We start from the raw sequence: 20,852 nt of genomic DNA, 5'->3' as shown, positions 1-20,852 counted from the left end.
AATCAAAGACAAATGGCAAAAACAGCATATATAATAAAAGGCTTTAGAACAGCCGTAGGAAAAGCGCCAAAAGGAAGCCTTCGCTTCACTAGACCCGACGTGATGGCCGCTACGGTCATTGAGAAACTAATGGAGGCGGTTCCACAACTTGACAAAGACCGGATTGACGACCTTATCGTGGGCAACGCCATGCCGGAAGCAGAACAGGGACTCAACGTAGCGCGTCTGATATCACTAATGGGACTAAACACAGAGAAGGTGCCTGGAGTTACTGTTAACCGGTACTGTGCCTCTGGTTCTGAAGCTATCGCCATTGCGTCGGCTAAGATTCAGGCCGGTATGGCGGACTGCATCATTGCCGGGGGGACCGAAAGTATGAGCTACATTCCGATGGGAGGGTATAAGCCGGTACCGGAAACCGAGATAGCAAAAAGTAACCCAGACTACTACTGGGGAATGGGGTATACTGCAGAGGCCGTAGCAAAACAATACCAGATAAGCCGCGAGGCCCAGGATGAATTTGCATTCCATTCCCATCAGAAGGCCCTTAAAGCACTCGAAGAGGGAAAGTTCACCGAGCAGATCGTACCCATTCCAGTAGAATATAATTATCTGGACGAGCAGCAGAAGCTTCAGACCAAAAAATTTGATTTCTCTGTGGACGAAGGCCCCCGCAAGGACACTTCTCTGGAAGGACTCTCTAAACTTCGGCCCGTGTTTGCACAGGGAGGCAGTGTGACGGCAGGAAACTCTTCGCAGATGTCCGATGGTGCCGCCTTTGTAATTGTCATGTCGGAAGAAATGGTAAATGAACTGGGACTGAAGCCCGAGGCCCGACTTGTGGCTTACGCTGCGGCAGGTCTGGAGCCCCGCATTATGGGTATGGGCCCAATCTACGCCATCCCAAAAGCCCTTAAGCAGGCAGGAATGACGCTGGAGCAAATCGAACTCATTGAACTAAATGAGGCGTTTGCCTCCCAATCGGTAGCCATTCAACGGGAACTAGGACTAAATGAAGAAATACTAAACGTCAATGGAGGCGCCATTGCCCTGGGACATCCACTGGGATGTACAGGAACCAAGCTTACCGTCCAGCTACTGGATGAAATGCGCCGAAGAGGAAATAAATACGGAATGGTTACCATGTGTGTGGGAACCGGACAGGGAGCAGCCTCTATTTTTGAACTACTTTAAAAAACAAACTATCATGAGCAATACAGCACAAAACACAGTGAAAGGTGGAGAATTCCTAATCAAGGATATTGAGGCCTCAGAAATATTCAGTTTAGAAGAACTTAGTGAAGAGCAGCAGATGCTGCGCTCTTCTTTGGAAGATTTTATGGCGCGCGAGGTGGATCCCCACCGTGAGCGTTTCGAGCAGAAAGACTACCAACTAACCGAAGACACCATGCGCAAATTAGGCGAAATGGGTACTTTGGGTATTGCCGTACCGGAAAGTTACGGAGGGCTGGGAATGGGCTTTGTCTCCACCATGCTTGCCTGCGATATAGTTTCGGGAGCGAACGGCTCATTGGCTACCGCCTACGGAGCCCACACCGGCATCGGTACCCTACCTATCCTACTGTATGGAACGGAAGAGCAAAAGCAAAAATACCTTCCCGCACTTGCCACAGGAGAGAAATTTGGTGCCTACTGTTTGACCGAGCCGGATGCAGGGTCGGATGCCAACAGTGGAAAAACCAAGGCTAAACTTTCCGAAGATGGAAAATACTATATCGTCACAGGACAGAAAATGTGGATTTCCAATGCGGGATTTGCCGACACCTTCACTTTCTTTGCTAAAATTGACGACGATAAGAATATTACAGGATTTGTAATCAACCGTTCGGAGTTGGAAAACCCTGAATCGATGACTTTTGGTGAGGAAGAACACAAACTGGGAATCCGTTCCTCTTCTACCCGTCAGGTGTATTTCAACGAAATGAAGGTGCCGGTAGAGAACCTACTTGGAGAGCGTAACAACGGCTTTAAAATCGCTTTGAATGCGCTAAATGCAGGACGTATTAAACTGGCCGCAGCCAACCTAGACGGTCAGAGAAGAATCACCAGTCTTTCAATTGGGTACGCCAACGAAAGGAAACAATTCGGCGTGAGTATTTCCACCTTTGGGGCGATACGTAAAAAAATCGCAGAAATGGCTACGGGGATCTTTGTTTCTGAGGCCGGTTCGTACCGCGCTGCCAAAGATGTAGAAAACAAGATTGAAACGCTTATCGCCGAGGGAATGGACCACCAGAAAGCCGAGATGAAGGCTCTGGAAGACTTTGCTGTAGAGTGCTCCATACTTAAAGTCTATGTTTCAGACCTAACTCAGAAAATTGCAGACGAGGGTATCCAAATATACGGAGGAATGGGCTTCTCCGAAGACGCCCCGATGGAGGCAGCGTGGAGGGATGCCCGTATAGGTAGAATTTACGAAGGAACCAATGAGATAAACCGCTTGCTTGCGGTAGGAATGCTGATCAAGAAAGCAATGAAAGGGGAGCTGGATCTTCTAAAACCTGCTATGGCTATTGGAAAGGAACTGATGGGACTACCGTCCTTTGAGGTGCCTGACTACAGCGCGTACATGTCGGAAGAAAAAGCCCTGATCCACAACCTTAAGAAAGTATTTTTGATGGTCTCTGGTGCGGCCCTTCAAAAATACATGATGGACATTGAAAAACAGCAGCACCTTCTGCTTAATGCATCGGAGATACTTAACCAGATCTATATGGCAGAATCGGCGGTACTTCGCGCCGAAAAACACTACAGCGCAGAGAGTGTGGAAGCTGCCATGGCGCAACTAAATCTGTATAAAGCAGTGGAAGCCATTACGGTGGCTGCCAAGGAGGGTATTGTCTCTTTCGCGGAGGGCGACGAGCAGCGTATGATGCTTTCCGGCCTTAGAAGATTCACCAAATACCAGAACATACCAAATGTGGTGGCCCTTACCGAGAAAGTGGCAGCCCACTTTGTGGAAAAAGGCAAGTACTAGAACGTACGCCTTGAAGTACGGCAGCGCTGGGATTTTCCCGGCGCTCTTTTTTTAGTAGCAAATTTTACTGCGTTGCGAGAAATTTTTATTTTTGTTCTATGACCAAGGAAGAGCTTTTATACAAAGCCATTAAGATTGCAGATAAGGCCCACCAGGGTCAGTTAGATAAGTACGGAGCCCCTTACATCGCCCACGTCTTAAGGGTTAGCCAGGCGGGCAAAACCCTGGATGAAAAAATTGTAGGCGCCCTGCACGATGTGGTGGAAGATTGTCCTGAATTCTCCATCCCCTACTTAAGGAGAAGAGGATTCCCTGAGTACATCCTTTTTGCGGTGGAATGCCTTTCCAAGACCAATCCCCAGGAAGACTACGAAGCCTTCGTGCGACGTACGGAGAAATCCCCACTAGCCGTTTCGGTAAAACTCCACGATCTTAGGGACAATATGGATCTGACTCGGGTTGGCCGCCCACTCTCGGACAAAGATTTAAAGCGACTGAACAAGTATCTAAAGGCCTACCGATACCTAAGTGAAAAATACTAAAAAAGACCGCAAAAGCGGTCTTTATATATACTGTCTTAATTAATAGGAAGCTTAGTCCGCTCCAGGAAATTCATATACTTTCTCCTCCGCATCATCAATGGTGATATTAAGGGCAAGATAAACAAAGTTGATGTTCTTATTTCCTTTACTGGCAAATTCACGCTGCCAAAGGTATCCGCTTGCCACTCCGAAGGTTTCATCGATCTGGTATCCTAATCCCCCATAGAGACGGTTGCGCGAAAATACGGGCTCCGTATCGGAAGGCGTGAAAAACACCTCATCATAAACATTAGCGAATAAAGTTCCCGGCTCTACTTTCTTGCTGTTTAGAGGTACGGAAACATTGAGTCGGTAGCGGAAACGGTAGCGCGAGGTATTCTCGCCGTTTTGTACATTGTGGAACCAACTGCGCTCTGCACGTACCCTATTCTCCAGTTTTACTACCCCCTTCTTCACGTCCAAAACATCCTGAAGCCATACGCGGAATTCCTCGCGTTCAAAGTCCCGGTCTGTATAGTACCCGTATCTACCTATACCTATAAACGGTTTATGGTTAGGCGTAAGATTGTATCCGAGTCCTCCTTTGATCTCGTAGTAATCCGGCGTGCTGAATTCTTTAATTCCCCGCAGCTGTCCCTCTGCATAGAGGAAGAATTTAGGATGAAATTTGTAGGTGAGGGTCAGAGAATTAAAGCTAGAGAGCTCCTGAGCCCAAGCTTGTACTGAGATAAAGAGCAGTAGTAAGATTCCAAATTTCTTCATGGCCGTAAAATTACATTTTTTTATATTATGTTATAATCCAAGAGAAAACTCCGCTCCTACATGCAACCAACGTCCTGGCATGGGTACTCCAAAGGTTTCGGTGTACTGCGTGGCTGTCAGGTTGGTGAGAAGTGCAAAGAGCGTAAAATTTCTTTTTCCATACTGGAGTTTAAGATCTACCAGGCTATAGGGATCTTCACTAGCCCTTTGCTGCAGTCGGTACACGGATTCCAGAGACACAGAACGCGTAATATCCACGCCCGCCTTGGCTATAAACTGATGCTTTAACTGGTCCAGACTGTACCTTGAGAGCAGGGCAGTCTTTTCAAGTTTAGAGTCGAGAAACGTATAAGAGAGCTCGTAGTACTCTAAAAATCCTCCTATGCGGTGTCTAAAGTCCAGCTCTACCCCCTGAGTGGTTATGTTAGCTATATTCTCTGCGCGCCATTTCTCCTGGGAGCTGTCTTTCACCCAATCAATACCGTTAGTAGTCTTTCTTAGAAAAACGCTGGTTCTAAGTTGCATACCGTTATCAAGACGCCTATATCCTAGCTCATAAGACGTGGCTTTCTCGGGCTCGAGCGCGGCGTTACCGGTCTCGGTCATAGATGTGTAGTATAAATCGGTAAAAGTGGGTACCCGGTGCACCCTACCTACGTTGGCATACAGACGGTCCTTGGAAGAGAGTCTTAGCCCAAGGTCTATTCCTGGATAAAAGAAACTGCCTTGATCTTTAAAATGTGCCCAGGAAATTCCAGGACTCAGTGTCAGATTTTTTAGGATCTGCATTTCGTGCTCTACAAAGACCTGCGCCACGGAGCGGGACCTCTCGCCTAAATTATTACTTTGAAGGGTTTCCCGCCTGAGTTCTACCCCAACGCCGCTTCGTCCATACAACGAGGTAAAAGAGGCGTTGAATTCCCCACCCAGATTGTGTCCTATGTGCAAATTACGGTAGATCTCGGGCCTATTTCGGTTGTACAGGTACATGTCCTGACCCCTCCTCCAGAAACCGGTTGCAGAAAGCTGGACATTCCCGATATTCTTCTCCATTCCCAGCGATACTACCGAGGCCTGGACCTCTTCGTACTGCTCGGTAGCAGACGGAGTGGCATAAAAGCCGTTGGCTCCGAATTTCTTCTCTGAAAATCCCGCTTGTAGATTCATTTTTACACTGGATAAGTCTACGGCAGTACGGTAGAACGCACTGCTTATCTCGTAGTCTGTGTTGTACCGGTATCCTTCAGAGCCCGCGCGCTGAAGATGCATCTGATGGCTGGCACTTTCACCGGACAGAGAAGCCGATGCACCAAGCTGCCAGGTAGAATAGTCTCCGGCCTGTGCACTTATCTTTGCGCGGTCCGAGCGGTCTTGGGTTGTTATGATATTGATTACTCCACTGTAGGCATTGTTTCCAAAACGTCTTGCAGCGGGTCCTTTAATGACTTCAATGCGCTCCACCATATCCATGGAAACGGGAAGATTCATGGAATTGTGTCCGGTTTGTGCATCGTTGAGCCGCACTCCGTTGAGAAGAATCAGGGTTTGTTCGAAAGTCCCTCCTCTTAAGGACACATCACTCTGTACCCCATGCGCACCCCGCCGGCGTATGTCGAGTCCTGCAAACTGTTGCAATAACTCTTCGATACTTACCGCCGGAGCACTTTTAATCTGCTGCCTGGTAATAACGGTGGTGGATTCATTGATTCCCGAATAGGGTGTGGAGAAAAACTTACCTTTCAGATGGATGTCTTCAATCTTTTGGGTTTTGTCTTGGGCGGTAGCAGAGATACCGGTAGATAGTGCAACCAAAAGGACAATTCGTTTTTTCATATGTTCTAAAAATTAAGGTATTAGATGCATTATCTGCAAAAATAATTGAAGCAATATAGGCGAAATTCACTAGTAACTAAGCCAAAAAACGCGGACAAATATAATTAACAAATTCTAATTAATTGGCAAGTTTTTTGCGTTTTATATAAAGAGCTCTAACATTTCTTCCCAACCCATATCTTCCAAGACAATCGCACGAGGTAGGACGTCCCGTTGATTTTTTACGTAATTTTGTACGTTTTAATTTCCACTATGAATCCTTCGACTCCAATAGATATTAAGAAAGAGCTTTTTATTAAAAATGCCCACCTCAATAACCTAAAGCACATAGATGTAATCCTGCCAAAAAACAAACTGGTAGTCATTACAGGGGTTTCCGGGAGTGGTAAGTCTTCCCTTGCGTTTGATACCATCTATGCGGAGGGTCAGCGCCGTTATGTGGAAAGCTTAAGTTCGTATGCGAGGCAGTTTTTAGGAAAACTAGAGAAACCAAAAATTGATGACATCAAAGGGCTTGCGCCTTCGATTGCCATCCAACAGAAGGTGATATCTTCCAACCCGCGCTCTACGGTGGGCACTACTACGGAGATCTATGATTACTTGAAACTACTTTATGCCCGTATCGGAAGGACCTTCTCGCCGGATTCCGGCCAACAGGTAAAGAAAGATTCGGTTTCCGATGTGGTAGACTACATAAAGGCGCAAGACCCCCGATCAGTCTTTCTGCTGCGTGCTCCCTTGAGCTACAAGGAGGGTGAATTCACCGAACTTCTCAACACATTAAAAATATCTGGTTTTACGCGATTGGAAGTGGAAGGCAATGTGGCTGGAATTGAGGACCTGATGAGTTTTGGTTTTACCCCGGAGCGGGGAATGGAACTGCACCTGGTAATTGATCGTTTCTCCTACCTTGCGGACGAGAGTTTCATTCAACGTCTTGCCGATTCCATACAGATGGCTTTCTATGAGGGCCACGGCTATTGTTCCCTAAAAAATGTGGACACTTTGGAGGTCGTTTCCTTCTCGAACCGGTTTGAACTGGACGGAAGGGAATTCCTTGAGCCCAATGTGCATTTTTTTAGTTTCAATAATCCCTACGGTGCCTGTCCACAGTGTGAGGGGTACGGAAAAATCATTGGTATCGATGAAGATTTGGTCGTACCAAATAAAAATCTTTCCATTTATGAAGATGCAGTGGCCTGCTGGAAGGGCGAGAGCATGAGTGAGTGGAAAAAAGCATTCATTAAGTCTGCTAAGGAGTTTCCTATCCATAGGCCGTACTACCAGCTCACAGCAGAGGAAAAAAAGCTTCTTTGGCGTGGCACCGGCGCGCGTAGTTTCCCCTCAATAGATAATTTCTTTCAGATGGTGGAAGAGAACCTCTATAAGATTCAGTACCGCGTTATGCTTTCCAGGTACCGAGGAAAGACGCTGTGTCCCACCTGTCAGGGACTAAGACTTCGTCCCGAAACCGAGTGGGTCAAGATCGACGGCCATACTATTCAGTCTCTTATCGAAATGCCTCTTGATGAGCTGCATCCTCTCATATTGGACTTAAAGCTTACTCCCTACGAGAAGGATGTGGCCAAGCGTTTGGTCTATGAGATTACAACCCGACTTGAATTTCTACTTAAGGTAGGACTGGGTTATTTGACACTGAACCGCACCTCCAATACCTTGTCTGGAGGAGAGAGTCAGCGCATCAATCTGGCCACAAGTCTTGGCAGTTCCCTGGTGGGATCCATCTACATTCTGGACGAGCCTTCTATCGGACTGCATTCTAGAGATACGGAAAATTTAATAGGTGTACTTAAAGCCCTACGGGATCTTGGCAACACGGTGATTGTCGTGGAGCACGATGAAGACGTCATGCGCGCTGCAGACTACATCATTGACATCGGCCCGGAGGCAGGATATCTAGGTGGAGAGCTGGTATTTGCAGGTACTTTCAAGGAACTCATGGAGGCCGATACTCTGACTTCTCGTTATCTAAGTGGTAGACTGGAAATTGCAGTGCCTAAGAAGCGTAGGGTTGCTAAGGAGTTTATTACCATTAAAGGCGCCCGCACCCATAACCTGCAAAACTTAAATCTGGAAGTGCCCTTAGAGGTCCTGACTGTAGTTACGGGAGTTTCAGGAAGCGGTAAATCCACCCTTATGAAAGAGGTGCTGCATAATGGCGTGCAGATCCAATTGGGAATGGGAGGAAAGAAAGGTAACTACGACGAGGTGTCTTTCCCTAAGAAACTTATAAAAAATGTAGAACTGATTGACCAGAACCCTATCGGTAAGTCCTCACGTTCCAATCCGGTGACCTACCTCAAGGCCTACGACGACATTAGGGATTTGTACAGCCGACAGAAAGTATCCAAGATGATGGGCTATAAAAGCAAACACTTTTCATTCAATGTCGACGGAGGGCGCTGTGAGCAGTGCAAAGGCGAAGGAGTGATCAATGTATCCATGCAGTTCATGGCGGATATTGAACTGGTTTGCGAAGCCTGTAACGGAACGCGCTTCAAAAAAGAAATCCTGGAGGTTCGTTACGACGATAAGAACATCTCAGACATCTTGCACTTGACCGTTGATGAAGCCCTAATCTTCTTTAAAGACAACCAGGAGGACAAGATTGCCACCAAACTACAGCCTTTACAGGATGTAGGACTGGGGTATCTGCAACTGGGACAAAGTTCCTCTACCCTTTCCGGCGGGGAAGCGCAACGCATAAAATTGGCTTCCTTTCTGGTTAAAGGGGTTACCTCGGACAAAACACTCTTTATTTTCGACGAACCTTCTACCGGACTGCACTTTCACGACATCAACAAACTACTGATCTCTCTTCAAGCACTTATTGAACTCGGTCATTCGGTACTAGTAATAGAGCATCATCCCGATATTATAAAGTGTGCAGACTATCTTATAGACATCGGTCCTGAAGCGGGCAAATACGGAGGCAGCATAGTCTTTATGGGTACACCAGAGGAGATGGTAAAAGAGGCGCGCTCCCACACGGCAAAATACCTGAAAGAAAAGCTATAACAGTGCCCATCATTCAAAGTTCCTACCAGGCTCCTGTTTTTCTTGGAGGGGCGCATAGCGCTACACTTATAGGTACTCTTATGCGCACTGTTCACTTTAAAGCTAGCCAAAGTGAAGATTTGCAGTTAAGGGACTCGCGGTGGGTAGAACTGGAATGGAACGAGTGCAAAGAAGCTTCTATTTGCGTACTGCTGCTTCACGGAATGGAATCTTCTGCCCATAGTGGCAGTGTGAAGCAGATTGCTAAATACTTGCGTAGGCACGGAATCTCCGTATGCAGGGTCTCGCTGCCTGGGTGCACTGTTAAAGACTTTCCTTCGCAGGGCTCCTACCATGGTGGAGACCATAAGCTGGTAGAAGAAATTCTCTTGCGTGCTACCCAAAAGCACCCCCACAACAGGTTCTGGATACTGGGCCTTAGTTTAGGTGGGAACATGGCTCTTTGCCACGCCAGTCACCCCTCAAGACTAGCAGATCGAATCGCAGGATACCTTGCCTTTTCGGCTCCCCTGGATCTTCAAGAAGGTGTAGAAAGGATTGAAAATAGTGCGCTGGGATTTTACCACCGTTATTTTCTTCGCTCAATAAAGGCAAAAATAAGAAGCAAAAGAATTGTACGCTCCGTCCAAGATTCTTACCCTCTAGGGCCGGTACGTAGCCTGCGTGAATTTGATGGCAAGTATACCTGCTCTCTTGCCGGCGCGCGCGATGCAGAGTCTTATTATTCACTGGCAAGCAGTAGGTACTATATAGAGAGCGTGCAAAAGCCTACTTTGATTCTAAACGCATTAAATGATCCCTTTCTGGGCGAACACTCTTTCCCTTTCGCTCTTTGTACAAAGCATCCCTACATTTACCTGGAAACCCCAAAATTAGGGGGTCATCTCGGCTTTGTAAGTCTCTACTCAAAATCCTACATGGCCACGCGAGCTCTGGATTTTATAACGCAGCACTTCAAAGAGTAAAATCACACTACTTTACAAAATGCGGTAACGTATTTTATATTTTAGTATAAAGTATGTAACAAAAAGAAGCTGGATTAAAGAGTTTCGTTATATTTATAGTTATAAACGTATGAGCCTTTTAAAAGGTAGAGACACTACTTATCTCCATTTTTCTCTGAGCAGTTTGTGGAAATTAACTTAAGGTTCACATTGAAAACAACGCATTTAGATAAAAAATGGAATTTTTGTAAAATAATTTAGTACAATATAATACTATTTAAATATTAATAAGTACATTTGCATACCAACTATTTATTATGAATTACCAATTACTAAAAGAAGTACTGGAGTTAATGGAGGCATTTGAAGCAGACCACCCTGCTTCCGGACATGCGCACCTGACCATAATCGATTTTAAAAACTGGATGGTACGTAACCACAATCCCGTAGACGATGAAGTTCCCGATTGGGAAGGTAAGGAAAAAGGCCGGGGATTGGATAGTGTTATTAGCACTTTCATCCTGCATATGAACCGCTATGCTAAAAGTTATTCGAAGTCCGCCATATTGGGCTCAGAATTTTCCAGTCAGGAAGACTTCATATACCTTATCAATCTAAAAGCGTTCGGGGAGATGTCCAAGACCGAACTAATACGTAAGAACGTGCACGATAAACCGGCAGGCATACAGATTATCAACCGACTTATTGCGCAGGGATGGGTGGAACAAACCGACTCTTCCACTGACCGGCGCAAGAAAGTGCTCAAAATTACCGAGGAAGGACTTCAGACACTTGAAAGTCAGATGGGAAAAATACGTAAAGCTTCTACCATTGTCTCCGGAGATCTTTCCACAAAAGAAAAACTTCAGCTTATAAAGCTATTAACCAGGCTCAATGATTTCCATCATCAGATTTACACGCAAAACGTAGATACTTCGAAACTACTCGATACCGCGTATCAGAAAATAAATTCTAATTAAACACCAATACGCTGTACTACCTTAGTAACATACCCCATGAACCAACCATCCAAAAAATTGAAAATTGCCGTAATAGGCGCAGGATTCTCCGGACTCTCCGCTGCTTCGTACGCCGGAATGGCCGGGCACCAGGTGCATGTATTTGAAAAACATGCGATCCCAGGAGGAAGAGCCAGGCAGTTTACTACCCCGGAAGGCTATGTGTTCGACATGGGGCCTAGTTGGTACTGGATGCCGGATATCATTGAAGACTTCTTCAAGGATTTTGGACGTAGTGCCAATGAATTTTATGATTTGGTTTCCTTAGATCCTCAGTTTGAGATTCTCTTTAAAGAGGATAAGGTGAATCTTCCCAAAGACTACTCAGAGCAAAAAGCACTCTTTGAGTCTATAGAAAAAGGGGCAGGTGAACAACTTGATGCTTTCATGGAGGATGCTAAGTACAAGTACGAGGTGGGCATGCGGCAGTTTGTTAGTAAACCATCCCACTCGTGGCTGGAATTTTTCTCTCCCACCATTGCGAAAAGCGCTTTGAGGCTCGATCTACTATCCGATTACCGGAGCTTCGTGGCTAAATACTTTAAAGATTCCCGGCTACGCACCATTATGGAGTTTCCGGTGATTTTCCTTGGGGCCTCGCCTAAAGACATCCCCGCACTCTATAGTCTCATGAATTATGGAGGCTACCAGATGGGAACTTTCTATCCGATGGGAGGGTTCTTTGAACTTGTAAAGGCTATGGAACAAATTGCCTTGAGCCAGGGCGTTACTTTTCATTACAGCAGCAATGTGGAGAAAATAATCACTGAGGGAGGTAAAGCTACCGCGCTTCAGATCGACGGACAGTACCACTTTTTTGACCAGATCATTGCCTCGTCCGATTACCACCATACCGAGACCAAGCTCCCTGCAGAAAAGCGAAATTATACGGAGGCATACTGGGAAAAACGCACATTTGCGCCCTCGTGTCTTATCTATTATTTAGGAGTGCGAGAAAAGATAGAAGGATTAAAGCACCACACACTGTTTTTTGAACACGATTTGGATCCCCATATCGAAACGATCTACGGCAATAAACGCTGGCCGGAAAATCCCCTCTTTTATGTGTGCTGCCCTTCCAAAACGGATCCAGAGGTAGCGCCAGAAGGTAAAGAAAATATTTTTCTTCTTATGCCTTTAGCCATTGGTATAGAAGATGAGGAATCGGTACGTGAGAAGTACTTGCAGGAGATGCTCCAGCGCATTGAAAAGCATACAGGAGCAAAAGATTTGCATTCTAAACTTGAATACAAACGCAGTTACTGCGTTAGCGATTTTAAAAAGGACTACAATGCCTACGGGGGTAATGCCTATGGACTTGCCAATATACTTTCACAAACCGCAGTGCTTAAACCCAAACTTAAGAATAAGAAGCTTAAGAATCTATTTTATACCGGACAGCTTACCGTTCCAGGACCGGGGGTTCCTCCCTCCATCATCTCAGGGAAGATAGCTGCACGTGAAGCAACCAAAAACACATAAATACCATGAAAAAACTTTTTGACGATCTCTCCTTTGAGATAAGCAAACGTACTACAGAGAAGTACAGCACAAGTTTTTCGCTGGGAATTCTTGCGCTTAAACCCTCCATCCGCCCCGCGGTGTATGCAATCTACGGGTATGTACGCCTAGCGGACGAGATCGTGGACAGCTTCCACGGATACGACAAGCAGCGACTTCTTTCTCGCCTAAAGAGCGACACCTGGGAAGCCTTAGAGGAGAAAATATCGGTGAACCCCATCATGCATTCTTTTCAAGAGACTGTTAATGCCTACGCCATAGACCGCGAACTCATTGCACAGTTTCTTTCCAGCATGGAAATGGACCTGGGAAAGGTAGATTACAACTCCGCGCTTTACCAACAGTATATCTTCGGTTCTGCGGAGGTGGTTGGGCTTATGTGCCTGCAAGTCTTTGTAGATGGGGACAAGCAGCGCTACGAAGAACTCAAGCCTTACGCCATGAAACTGGGTTCCGCTTTTCAAAAAGTGAATTTCCTCAGAGACCTAAAAGACGACTACCAGACTTTAGGCCGAACGTATTTTCCAAATATTGAAATGGGGGTCTTTAACAACCAGGTGAAAACACAGATCGAAAATGAGATTGCTCAGGAATTTTCCGAGGCGCTGGAAGGAATCAAAAAACTTCCCAACTCTTCCAAATTTGGAGTCTATCTGGCGTACAAATACTACCTGTGTCTTTTCGAGAAGATAAGACGTTCGAGCTCTTCCACTATATTAGAACGGCGGGTGCGCGTGCACAATTCTCAGAAGGCCTATGTGGCTCTAAAAAGCTATGTACGCTATAAAACTGCCATTTTATAAGAGTAGTAGAAACTAACATTATAAACTAAAACGCAATGCGGCATACACTCTACCGAGAGCAGCAATTATATACCGATTTGGAAACGGCGTGGGAGTTTTTCTCCTCACCCCATAACCTCTCTAAAATCACTCCAAAAGACATGGGCTTTATTGTACATCCAGGGCATAGTGGAGAGGCCATTTTTCCTGGAATGGAGATCCGCTATACGGTTTCTCCCCTGCTGGGGATTCCACTAGGATGGACTACGCTGATTTCTCAGGTGGACCCACTTAAAAGTTTTACGGATTTTCAAAAGAAAGGGCCCTATAAATACTGGAACCACTACCATGAATTCCTTCCCAACAAAGAGGGAGTGCTTATGAAAGATACTGTACAGTACGAACTTCCATTAGGAATTTTAGGAGAACTTGCCCACTCACTCGTGGTAAAAAAGAAACTGGATACTATCTTCTCCTACCGCTTCCGTATCTTAGAGGAAAAATTCAAACCGTCATAATTATGAACCTGTTAATTGTACTTGGCGTATTTATCGCAATGGAAGGAGCCACCTGGGTAATACATAAATATATAATGCACGGATTCTTGTGGGTTCTTCACCGGGACCACCACGACCACAGCAGCGAGGGACCCCTAGAGCGTAACGACTGGTTCTTTGTAATCTTTGCACTGCCAGCCATTGCACTACTCTATTTTGGTGCAAAGCAAAATTTCAGTGCTCTGTTTTTCATAGGTTTAGGTATCACCCTTTATGGAATGGCGTACTTTTTCGTTCACGACATATTTATTCACCAAAGGGCTAAAGTTTTGAGCAAGACCCAAAATCCCTATCTTCAAGCCATTAGAAGGGCACACAAACAGCACCACAAGCATCTGGGCAAGGAGCACGGAGAATGTTTCGGTTTTCTATGGGTTCCGGTCAAATATTTCAGAATGTACTTTAACTCCCGCTAAATGGACTATTCCTACACGTATCTGCTGGTGAATTTTCTCACCGTAATTATTTGCTTCCTTGCTTCCTTCGATCGCCGGATTCGTTTTAATAAGTACTTTGGAGTATTCCTCCTCTCCTCGACTCTAGTGGCTCTACCCTTCATTCTATGGGATGCATGGTTTACAAAGATTGGGGTATGGTGGTTTGACAGCACCTATACCGTAGGACTACGACTCTTAGGACTTCCAGTGGAAGAATGGATGTTTTTCTATTGTATTCCTTTTGCCTGTGTTTTTACGTACTTCTGTATTACCAGGTTCTTTAATCTCTCTTGGGCCAATTCTTTAAACAATGTGTTGGTGTTTACGAGCTTTGTAGCGTTAAGTGTAGCTGCCCTTTTGTTTCATGACCGGATCTATACCTTTGTAACGGTCTTAGTTACCCTATTTACTCTGCTTTATCTTCATTTTGTAGCCAAGCAGGAATGGCTGGGTCAGGCCTCACTGATTTATCTTATCCTGATGCCCGGTTTTTTTGCGGTGAATGGAGTACTGACCGGTACGGGCATCCCCTCTCCGGTAGTGAACTACAATCCAGGGGATTTCTTAGGTATACGGATACTTACCATTCCTATTGAGGACTCGGTCTACGGGTACAGCATGATTCTTTGGAATATTTACTTTTTCAACAAGTTTCTGCCCATGGCCATGGTGAAAAGAGCTACTAAAACAGGTCCGGTACAGTTACCTTAAATACAGTTCATTGTGATGAGTGGAAAAGTAAATATAGTCTGGCTGCGAAGAGATCTGCGACTGGAGGACAATCATGCGCTTTCTTTGGCTCTTAGAGGAAAATATCCCGTATTAGTTGTATTTTTATTTGACCGAATTATATTAGATCAGCTACCGGACAAAAACGACGCCCGCGTTAGTTTTATCTACCGCCAAATTGAATTTCTAAAAAGGGAGTTGCAGCAGTATGGCTCCGATCTGCTTGTAGGAGATACTACTCCAGAGCTTTTCTTTGAGCAGCTCTCTAAACGCTTTACGATACATTCTTTATTTTATAACCGCGACTATGAGCCGTACGCTGTAGATCGGGACCGGAAAATTGACCATTGGGCTCACGGAAAAGGCATCGAATCCATTAGTCTAAAAGACCATGTGGTGCTTGAACCTCAGGAGATACGCAAACCCGACCACACTGCATATTCTGTTTTCACGCCTTACTATAAAAAATGGCGAGAGAAATTAGCAGATGGTCCTTTAACGCGGTATCCTTTTCAAACAAATAATCTGCTAAAGACTACACCTCTCCCTCTAAAGTCCCTGCAGGACCTGGGTTTTAAATATAATCCTTTAGAAAGTACTTTTAAAAGACATATTGGAGATTTTTCAGCAATCCACTACGAACAGAATAGAGATTTCCCCGCAAAAAATGCAACCAGTAGGCTAAGTACAGCGCTACGCTTTGGAACCGTGAGCATACGCTCACTTGTAGTCCAGGCCCTAAAGGAAAATGAGGTATTTCTTAAGGAACTGGCGTGGAGAGAGTTTTTTATTTCTATCCTTCACCTTTATCCGCACGTGGTTACGCGTAGCTTCAAGCCCCAATACGATGCCATTACATGGCGCAACGATTTAAAGGAGTTCGAGCTGTGGCAGAAGGGGCTCACGGGCTACCCCCTGGTGGATGCAGCTATGCGCGAACTAAACGAAACAGGATATATGCACAACAGAATGCGTATGGTTGCGGCAAGTTTTCTGTGTAAGCATTTACTAATAGACTGGCGATGGGGCGAAAGTTATTTTGCACAGAAACTCATGGATTACGAGCTGGCATCCAACAACGGTAACTGGCAGTGGGTGGCAGGAAGCGGATGTGATGCAGCACCTTATTTTAGAGTTTTCAATCCCTATTCCCAACAAGAAAAATTTGACCCCCAGCTAACCTACACGCGCCGTTGGGTACGTGAGCTCGGTTCGTCCAAGTATCCAAAACCAATCGTCGAGCATTCAATAGCCCGTGACAGGGCGCTACAAACCTATAAGGAAGGCCTTGCGTCTTTTAGTTCGTAAGAAAGTTTAGCGTCTTTGGAAAACCCCGTATATAAATTCGTGGAGAGCGCCCCATGGTTTGGTGTGTAGATGGGTAGTAGATTCTAGCAACGTGAAATCCCCAGAGAAGATTTTTTCAAAACGCTTAGCATCGTACTGCTGGATTTCAATACACTGCACTTTGTAGGTCCGTCAGGGGAAAATACAGCAACCACCAGTATACCATCCTTCTTTATAGAGGCCGCAGCATTTTTCGCATAGGTCCTTGCATCGCTAGGACTAGATAAGAAATGTAGTGCAGCGCGGTCGTGCCAAAGATCAAAACGCTTCTCCTGAAGAAAATCACGGATATCCGCAGCAACAAACGTAACCTCTGCTCCTTTAGTTCCGAGTCGTTTTTTTTGTGTCTTCCAGTGCTTTGGAGGAAATATCAATCAGTGTGATGTCCTTGTAGTCATTTTCTAAGAGATGCTCCACTAAGACGCTCTCTCCAGCGCCCACATCCGCCACTTCGCTCTTTTTTTCAGGAGCATATTTTAAAATCAGTTGAAGGGAAAAATCCGCAGTAGTCTCGTACCAGCTAACCTGACTGGGATACTTTGGACTGTAGATATTTTCCCAGTGCGCTTTACATCGATTTAATGTGCTTTGAGTAGCCCCACCAGGAATCGAACCTGGATCTAAAGTTTAGGAAACTTCTATTCTATCCGTTGAACTATGGGGCCTTTTGGAATAGGCTAAAATACAAATAAAAATTCCTCTGGTCAAGCAACCAGAGGAATGTGCGATAAAATACTGATCTTGTTTATCGTGTATTGGATCCGTCTACAACAATTCTCTCGCTCCGATTGGCAAGTTCCCATGCAGTAGAAAACACCAGTTGGGTGCGTTTTTGAAGAAGCGGATAGTCAATCTTGTCCGCATCGTCTGTAGTTTTGTGGTAATCTTCGTGGATTCCATCAAAGAAAAAAGCCGCAGGAATGTTGTGTTTTGCAAAGCTGTAGTGGTCCGAGCGGTAGTATAGACGCATGGGATCTTTAGGATCGTCGTACTTGTAATTTAAGATCAGATTGTGGGACTTCTGGTTGGCTGTCTCGTTTATCTTCTTTAGCTCGGATGAAAGCATATCAGAACCAATCACATAGACATACTGTTTGCCTGCATGTTCGGGATCGCTACGGCCAATCATGTCAATGTTTAGATTGGCTACGGTTTGGGAAAGTGGAACAATGGGATTCTCGGTATAGTATTTTGATCCCTGAAGCCCTATTTCTTCGCCTGTAACATGAAGGATCATAACAGAGCGCTTCGGGGCTTTTCCCTTCTTTTTAGCCTTCTGAAAAGCTTCTGCTATCTCCATAAGAGCAACGGTTCCACTACCGTCGTCGTCCGCACCATTGAAAACCTCTCCGTCCTTGTTTTTCCCTACGTGGTCGTAGTGCGCAGAAATGACAATTACTTCCTCTGGTTTTTCGGTACCTTCGATAAATGCAATGATGTTATCGGAATCTCCGTACGAGACGCCCCTTCGTGATCCAAAATACGAACCTGGGATGGTCTGATAGAAATTTTGCATCTGGGGTGGATGCGATACGCCCATTTTCTGGTACTCAGCTATCATGTATTGTCCTGCCTTCCGAAGGCCTTCGCTTCCGGTATTTCGTCCCTCCATTTCATCGGAAGCAATGATGTAGAGGTGCTTTTTGAGATCGTCTGCAGTGATGGATTCGTAGGACTTTTTAAAGGCTCTTCCTTCGTACCCTAAATTGACGGCGCAGCTGCTAAGAGCACCTACACACAATACAAGTAAAAGTGATTTTTTCATGAATTAAGTATACATTTATTTTTGTGAAGTCTATCCAATTAGAACATTGGTAGTATTCCAGGTATTATTGTTACACATTGATGAGGTATTTGAAGCAATTTGTTTCCCATTTGTTAAGTACTTAGATAAAATCTTAGCAATTTTAAACCTGAAGATCTTACTGACAAGACGGTAGTGCTTTAAAATTGTCAAAATGGCACAATCCACACTATGGTATTTTATTTGAGAGCGAGAGAGTAAATTACTAAACTTAAGCCTTATGACGAAAGGAAATATTAATGTATCGGTGGAGAATATTTTTCCACTAATTAAGAAATTTCTCTACAGCGACCACGAGATATTCTTGCGTGAGCTGATATCCAATGCAACGGACGCGACTTTAAAACTAAAGCATCTTATCAATATGGGCGAGGCTCAGGTCGAGTACGGAAGCCCGATGATTGAAGTGAAGCTTGATAAGGAAGCTAAGGAGCTTAGAATCATCGATCAAGGTATCGGTATGAGCGCTGCAGAAGTTGAAAAATACATCAATCAGATTGCCTTCTCAGGGGCAGAGGAATTCCTTGAAAAATACAAGGACAATGCTAAAGATGCAGGAATCATAGGACATTTTGGTCTTGGATTCTATTCTGCATTTATGGTTGCCGAGAAAGTAGAGATCATTACTAAATCTTATCGTGAAGAGGAGCCGGCCGTACGTTGGATCTGCGACGGTAGTCCTGAGTTCTCTTTGGAAGAATATCCTGAAAAGACCCATCGCGGTACCGAGATTGTTCTTCATATCGCTGAAGATTCCACAGAATTCCTGGAAGAATACCGTATTCGTGAGCTGCTAAATAAGTACAACAAGTTCATGCCGGTACCAATCAAGTTCGGTACGAAAACCATCACCCTACCCCTTCCCGAGGATGCAAAAGAAGATCAGAAGCCGGAAACAGAGGAGGTGGACAACATAATCAACAACCCTACTCCTGCCTGGACCAAAACACCATCCGATCTAAAAGATGAGGATTACAAGGCATTTTACAGAGAGCTCTATCCGACGCAATTCGACGAGCCGCTGTTTCATATACATCTAAACGTTGATTATCCATTCAATCTAACAGGGATCTTGTTCTTTCCAAAACTTGCAAACAACATCAATATAGAGAAAGACAAAATCCAGCTTTACCAAAACCAAGTGTTTGTCACCGATGAGGTAAAAGGTATTGTTCCGGATTTCCTAATGCTGCTGCGTGGAGTTATCGATTCTCCGGACATTCCTCTGAACGTTTCCAGATCCTATCTGCAGGCAGACGGCGCGGTGAAGAAAATTTCTTCTTATATCACCAAGAAAGTAGCAGACAAAATGGCTTCCCTAATAGGTGAGAACAGAGAGGACTATGAGAGCAAATGGAACGATATTAAGGTAGTTATAGAATACGGAATGATCTCAGAGGACAAATTCTACGAGAAATCCGATAAGTTTGTTCTTTATCCTAACACCGATGGTAAATATTTCCTATGGAACGAATTGGAGGAAAAAATTAAACCTATCCAAACCGATAAAGACGGAAATCTAGTTATTCTCTATGCATCGGATGCCCATGCGCAGCATAGCTATATTGAGACGGCAAAAGCTAAAGGCTATGAAGTATTACTTTTGGATTCACCAATTGTACCGCATCTTATTCAGAAATTGGAAACTTCCAAAGAAAAGATTCAGTTCCAGAGAGTGGACGCAGACCATATCAACAATCTTATTAAAAAGGATGAGCCTGTAATTGCCAAACTAGACGAAAAGCAAAAAGAATCCTTAAAGGCCTCTATTGAAGAGGGTATATCGGATAAGACCTTCACGGTACAGCTAGAAGACCTTGACAGCACCGACGCGCCATTTATTATCACGCAACCGGAATTTATTCGTCGTATGAAAGACATGCAAGCTACCGGAGGTGGTGGAATGTTTGGAATGGGTAATTTCCCAGAAATGTACAACCTAGTGGTTAACTCCAATAGTGCGCTTGCAGAGAAGATTCTTGCCACAGAAAACTCCGAGAAAAAAACCGAGCACATTAAAAGAGCGCTGGACCTGGCAAAACTTTCGCAAAACCTTTTGAAAGGTAAGGAACTGACTGAATTTATTCAGAGAAGTTACAGCGATTTAATTAAATAAAAATTTACATAGTTTATCAATTAATGGCCAGCTTTTGAGCTGGCCATATTTATTTTAGTTAAGACCACGAAGAAAAGTCAGTACTGTTTCAATAGTCCCCCATTTAGATCTATTAAATTACGGATTAAATGCATTGTAATATTCGTCCAACTTAATGTAAAGCATATATCATATATGCTAGTTCGGTGAATGTACCAAGTGGTAATTTATCTTTTCTAACAGCTCATTTATATCTATTGGATTTGGAAAAAAATCCACTGCGCCAGCTTCTATTGCTTGCTTGTAACTGAGAGATTTTGAAGTGGAAATTATAGGAATTGATCTAAACAATTCATTTTGACTTATTTGTGTAACTAGGGGCAAATGAACATAAGACGTAGCTATTATTAAATCTGGGCAAAATTCAAATAAGACACTGTAAT

Annotated in this window: 18 protein-coding genes and 1 tRNA gene; 13 read left to right on the top strand and 6 right to left on the bottom strand. The window is 44.6% G+C overall.

Going from position 1 to position 20,852, the window contains the following annotated elements; genetic code table 11:
- The first annotated feature begins 12 nt into the window (after positions 1-12).
- The 3 genes from IC612_RS01335 to IC612_RS01325 all read left to right on the top strand — a co-directional run bounded on the left by IC612_RS01335 (position 13) and on the right by IC612_RS01325 (position 3,540).
- The gene (locus IC612_RS01335) at positions 13-1,194 is read left to right on the top strand and encodes a thiolase family protein (protein WP_194738363.1); all 1,182 of its coding nucleotides are present in this window, start codon (positions 13-15) and stop codon (positions 1,192-1,194) included.
- A 13-nt stretch (positions 1,195-1,207) separates the two neighbouring features.
- Positions 1,208-2,998 (top strand): acyl-CoA dehydrogenase family protein, encoded by a 1,791-nt coding sequence (locus tag IC612_RS01330; protein WP_194738362.1) that lies wholly within the window; start codon positions 1,208-1,210, stop codon positions 2,996-2,998.
- A 98-nt stretch (positions 2,999-3,096) separates the two neighbouring features.
- A complete protein-coding gene (locus IC612_RS01325; RefSeq protein WP_194738361.1) occupies positions 3,097-3,540 on the top strand; it encodes a phosphohydrolase in 444 nt (147 codons plus the stop codon).
- Positions 3,541-3,591: 51 nt separating this feature from the next.
- On the opposite strand, the gene IC612_RS01320 is transcribed toward IC612_RS01325, so the two are convergent.
- Together IC612_RS01320 and IC612_RS01315 are read right to left on the bottom strand one after the other, a co-directional pair.
- A complete protein-coding gene (locus IC612_RS01320) occupies positions 3,592-4,302 on the bottom strand; it encodes a DUF2490 domain-containing protein (protein WP_194738360.1) in 711 nt (236 codons plus the stop codon).
- 30 nt (positions 4,303-4,332) lie between these two features.
- Positions 4,333-6,135, bottom strand: coding sequence for a TonB-dependent receptor plug domain-containing protein (locus IC612_RS01315; RefSeq protein WP_194738359.1), 1,803 nt, complete (start codon positions 6,133-6,135; stop codon positions 4,333-4,335).
- Between the two features lie 252 nt (positions 6,136-6,387).
- Here IC612_RS01315 and uvrA point away from each other — a divergent pair, with 252 nt between their 5' ends.
- The 9 genes from uvrA (at position 6,388) to IC612_RS01270 (ending at position 16,471) form a co-directional block, all read left to right on the top strand.
- Positions 6,388-9,174 carry an excinuclease ABC subunit UvrA gene (gene uvrA / locus IC612_RS01310; protein WP_194738358.1) on the top strand — a complete coding sequence of 929 codons (2,787 nt, stop codon included), beginning with the start codon at positions 6,388-6,390 and terminating at the stop codon, positions 9,172-9,174.
- Positions 9,175-9,176: 2 nt separating this feature from the next.
- Complete coding sequence (locus IC612_RS01305; RefSeq protein WP_194738357.1) at positions 9,177-10,139, top strand: YheT family hydrolase; 963 nt, start codon at positions 9,177-9,179, stop codon at positions 10,137-10,139.
- 296 nt (positions 10,140-10,435) lie between these two features.
- Positions 10,436-11,098 (top strand): MarR family winged helix-turn-helix transcriptional regulator, encoded by a 663-nt coding sequence (locus IC612_RS01300; protein ID WP_194738356.1) that lies wholly within the window; start codon positions 10,436-10,438, stop codon positions 11,096-11,098.
- A gap of 36 nt (positions 11,099-11,134) precedes the next feature.
- The gene (locus IC612_RS01295; protein WP_194738355.1) at positions 11,135-12,619 is read left to right on the top strand and encodes a phytoene desaturase family protein; all 1,485 of its coding nucleotides are present in this window, start codon (positions 11,135-11,137) and stop codon (positions 12,617-12,619) included.
- Between the two features lie 5 nt (positions 12,620-12,624).
- Complete coding sequence (locus IC612_RS01290; protein ID WP_194738354.1) at positions 12,625-13,461, top strand: phytoene/squalene synthase family protein; 837 nt, start codon at positions 12,625-12,627, stop codon at positions 13,459-13,461.
- A gap of 35 nt (positions 13,462-13,496) precedes the next feature.
- Positions 13,497-13,958 carry an SRPBCC family protein gene (locus tag IC612_RS01285; RefSeq protein WP_194738353.1) on the top strand — a complete coding sequence of 154 codons (462 nt, stop codon included), beginning with the start codon at positions 13,497-13,499 and terminating at the stop codon, positions 13,956-13,958.
- 2 nt (positions 13,959-13,960) lie between these two features.
- On the top strand, positions 13,961-14,413 hold the full coding sequence (locus IC612_RS01280; RefSeq protein ID WP_194738352.1) for a sterol desaturase family protein: 453 nt from the start codon (positions 13,961-13,963) through the stop codon (positions 14,411-14,413).
- Positions 14,414-15,145 carry a lycopene cyclase domain-containing protein gene (locus IC612_RS01275; RefSeq protein WP_194738351.1) on the top strand — a complete coding sequence of 244 codons (732 nt, stop codon included), beginning with the start codon at positions 14,414-14,416 and terminating at the stop codon, positions 15,143-15,145.
- Positions 15,146-15,160: 15 nt separating this feature from the next.
- A complete protein-coding gene (locus IC612_RS01270; RefSeq protein ID WP_194738350.1) occupies positions 15,161-16,471 on the top strand; it encodes a cryptochrome/photolyase family protein in 1,311 nt (436 codons plus the stop codon).
- Positions 16,472-16,554: 83 nt separating this feature from the next.
- On the opposite strand, the gene IC612_RS01265 is transcribed toward IC612_RS01270, so the two are convergent.
- The 4 genes from IC612_RS01265 to IC612_RS01250 all read right to left on the bottom strand — a co-directional run bounded on the left by IC612_RS01265 (position 16,555) and on the right by IC612_RS01250 (position 18,275).
- Positions 16,555-16,884 carry a class I SAM-dependent methyltransferase gene (locus tag IC612_RS01265; RefSeq protein ID WP_194738349.1) on the bottom strand — a complete coding sequence of 110 codons (330 nt, stop codon included), beginning with the start codon at positions 16,882-16,884 and terminating at the stop codon, positions 16,555-16,557.
- On the bottom strand, positions 16,832-16,960 hold the full coding sequence (locus IC612_RS10085) for a hypothetical protein (protein WP_407676046.1): 129 nt from the start codon (positions 16,958-16,960) through the stop codon (positions 16,832-16,834). The genes IC612_RS01265 and IC612_RS10085 overlap by 53 nt, the downstream gene beginning before the upstream one ends.
- A gap of 143 nt (positions 16,961-17,103) precedes the next feature.
- Positions 17,104-17,175, bottom strand: a tRNA-Arg gene (locus tag IC612_RS01255).
- Positions 17,176-17,255: 80 nt separating this feature from the next.
- Positions 17,256-18,275 carry a M28 family peptidase gene (locus IC612_RS01250; RefSeq protein WP_194738348.1) on the bottom strand — a complete coding sequence of 340 codons (1,020 nt, stop codon included), beginning with the start codon at positions 18,273-18,275 and terminating at the stop codon, positions 17,256-17,258.
- 259 nt (positions 18,276-18,534) lie between these two features.
- Here IC612_RS01250 and htpG point away from each other — a divergent pair, with 259 nt between their 5' ends.
- Positions 18,535-20,430 (top strand): molecular chaperone HtpG, encoded by a 1,896-nt coding sequence (gene htpG / locus IC612_RS01245; RefSeq protein WP_194738347.1) that lies wholly within the window; start codon positions 18,535-18,537, stop codon positions 20,428-20,430.
- The last annotated feature ends 422 nt before the right edge of the window (positions 20,431-20,852 follow it).

This window comes from Planobacterium oryzisoli, from assembly GCF_015354315.1.
Lineage (GTDB): Bacteria > Bacteroidota > Bacteroidia > Flavobacteriales > Weeksellaceae > Planobacterium_A > Planobacterium_A oryzisoli.
The sequence above is the reverse complement of the archived record's forward strand: the minus strand, read 5'-3'. Positions and strand labels throughout refer to the sequence as shown.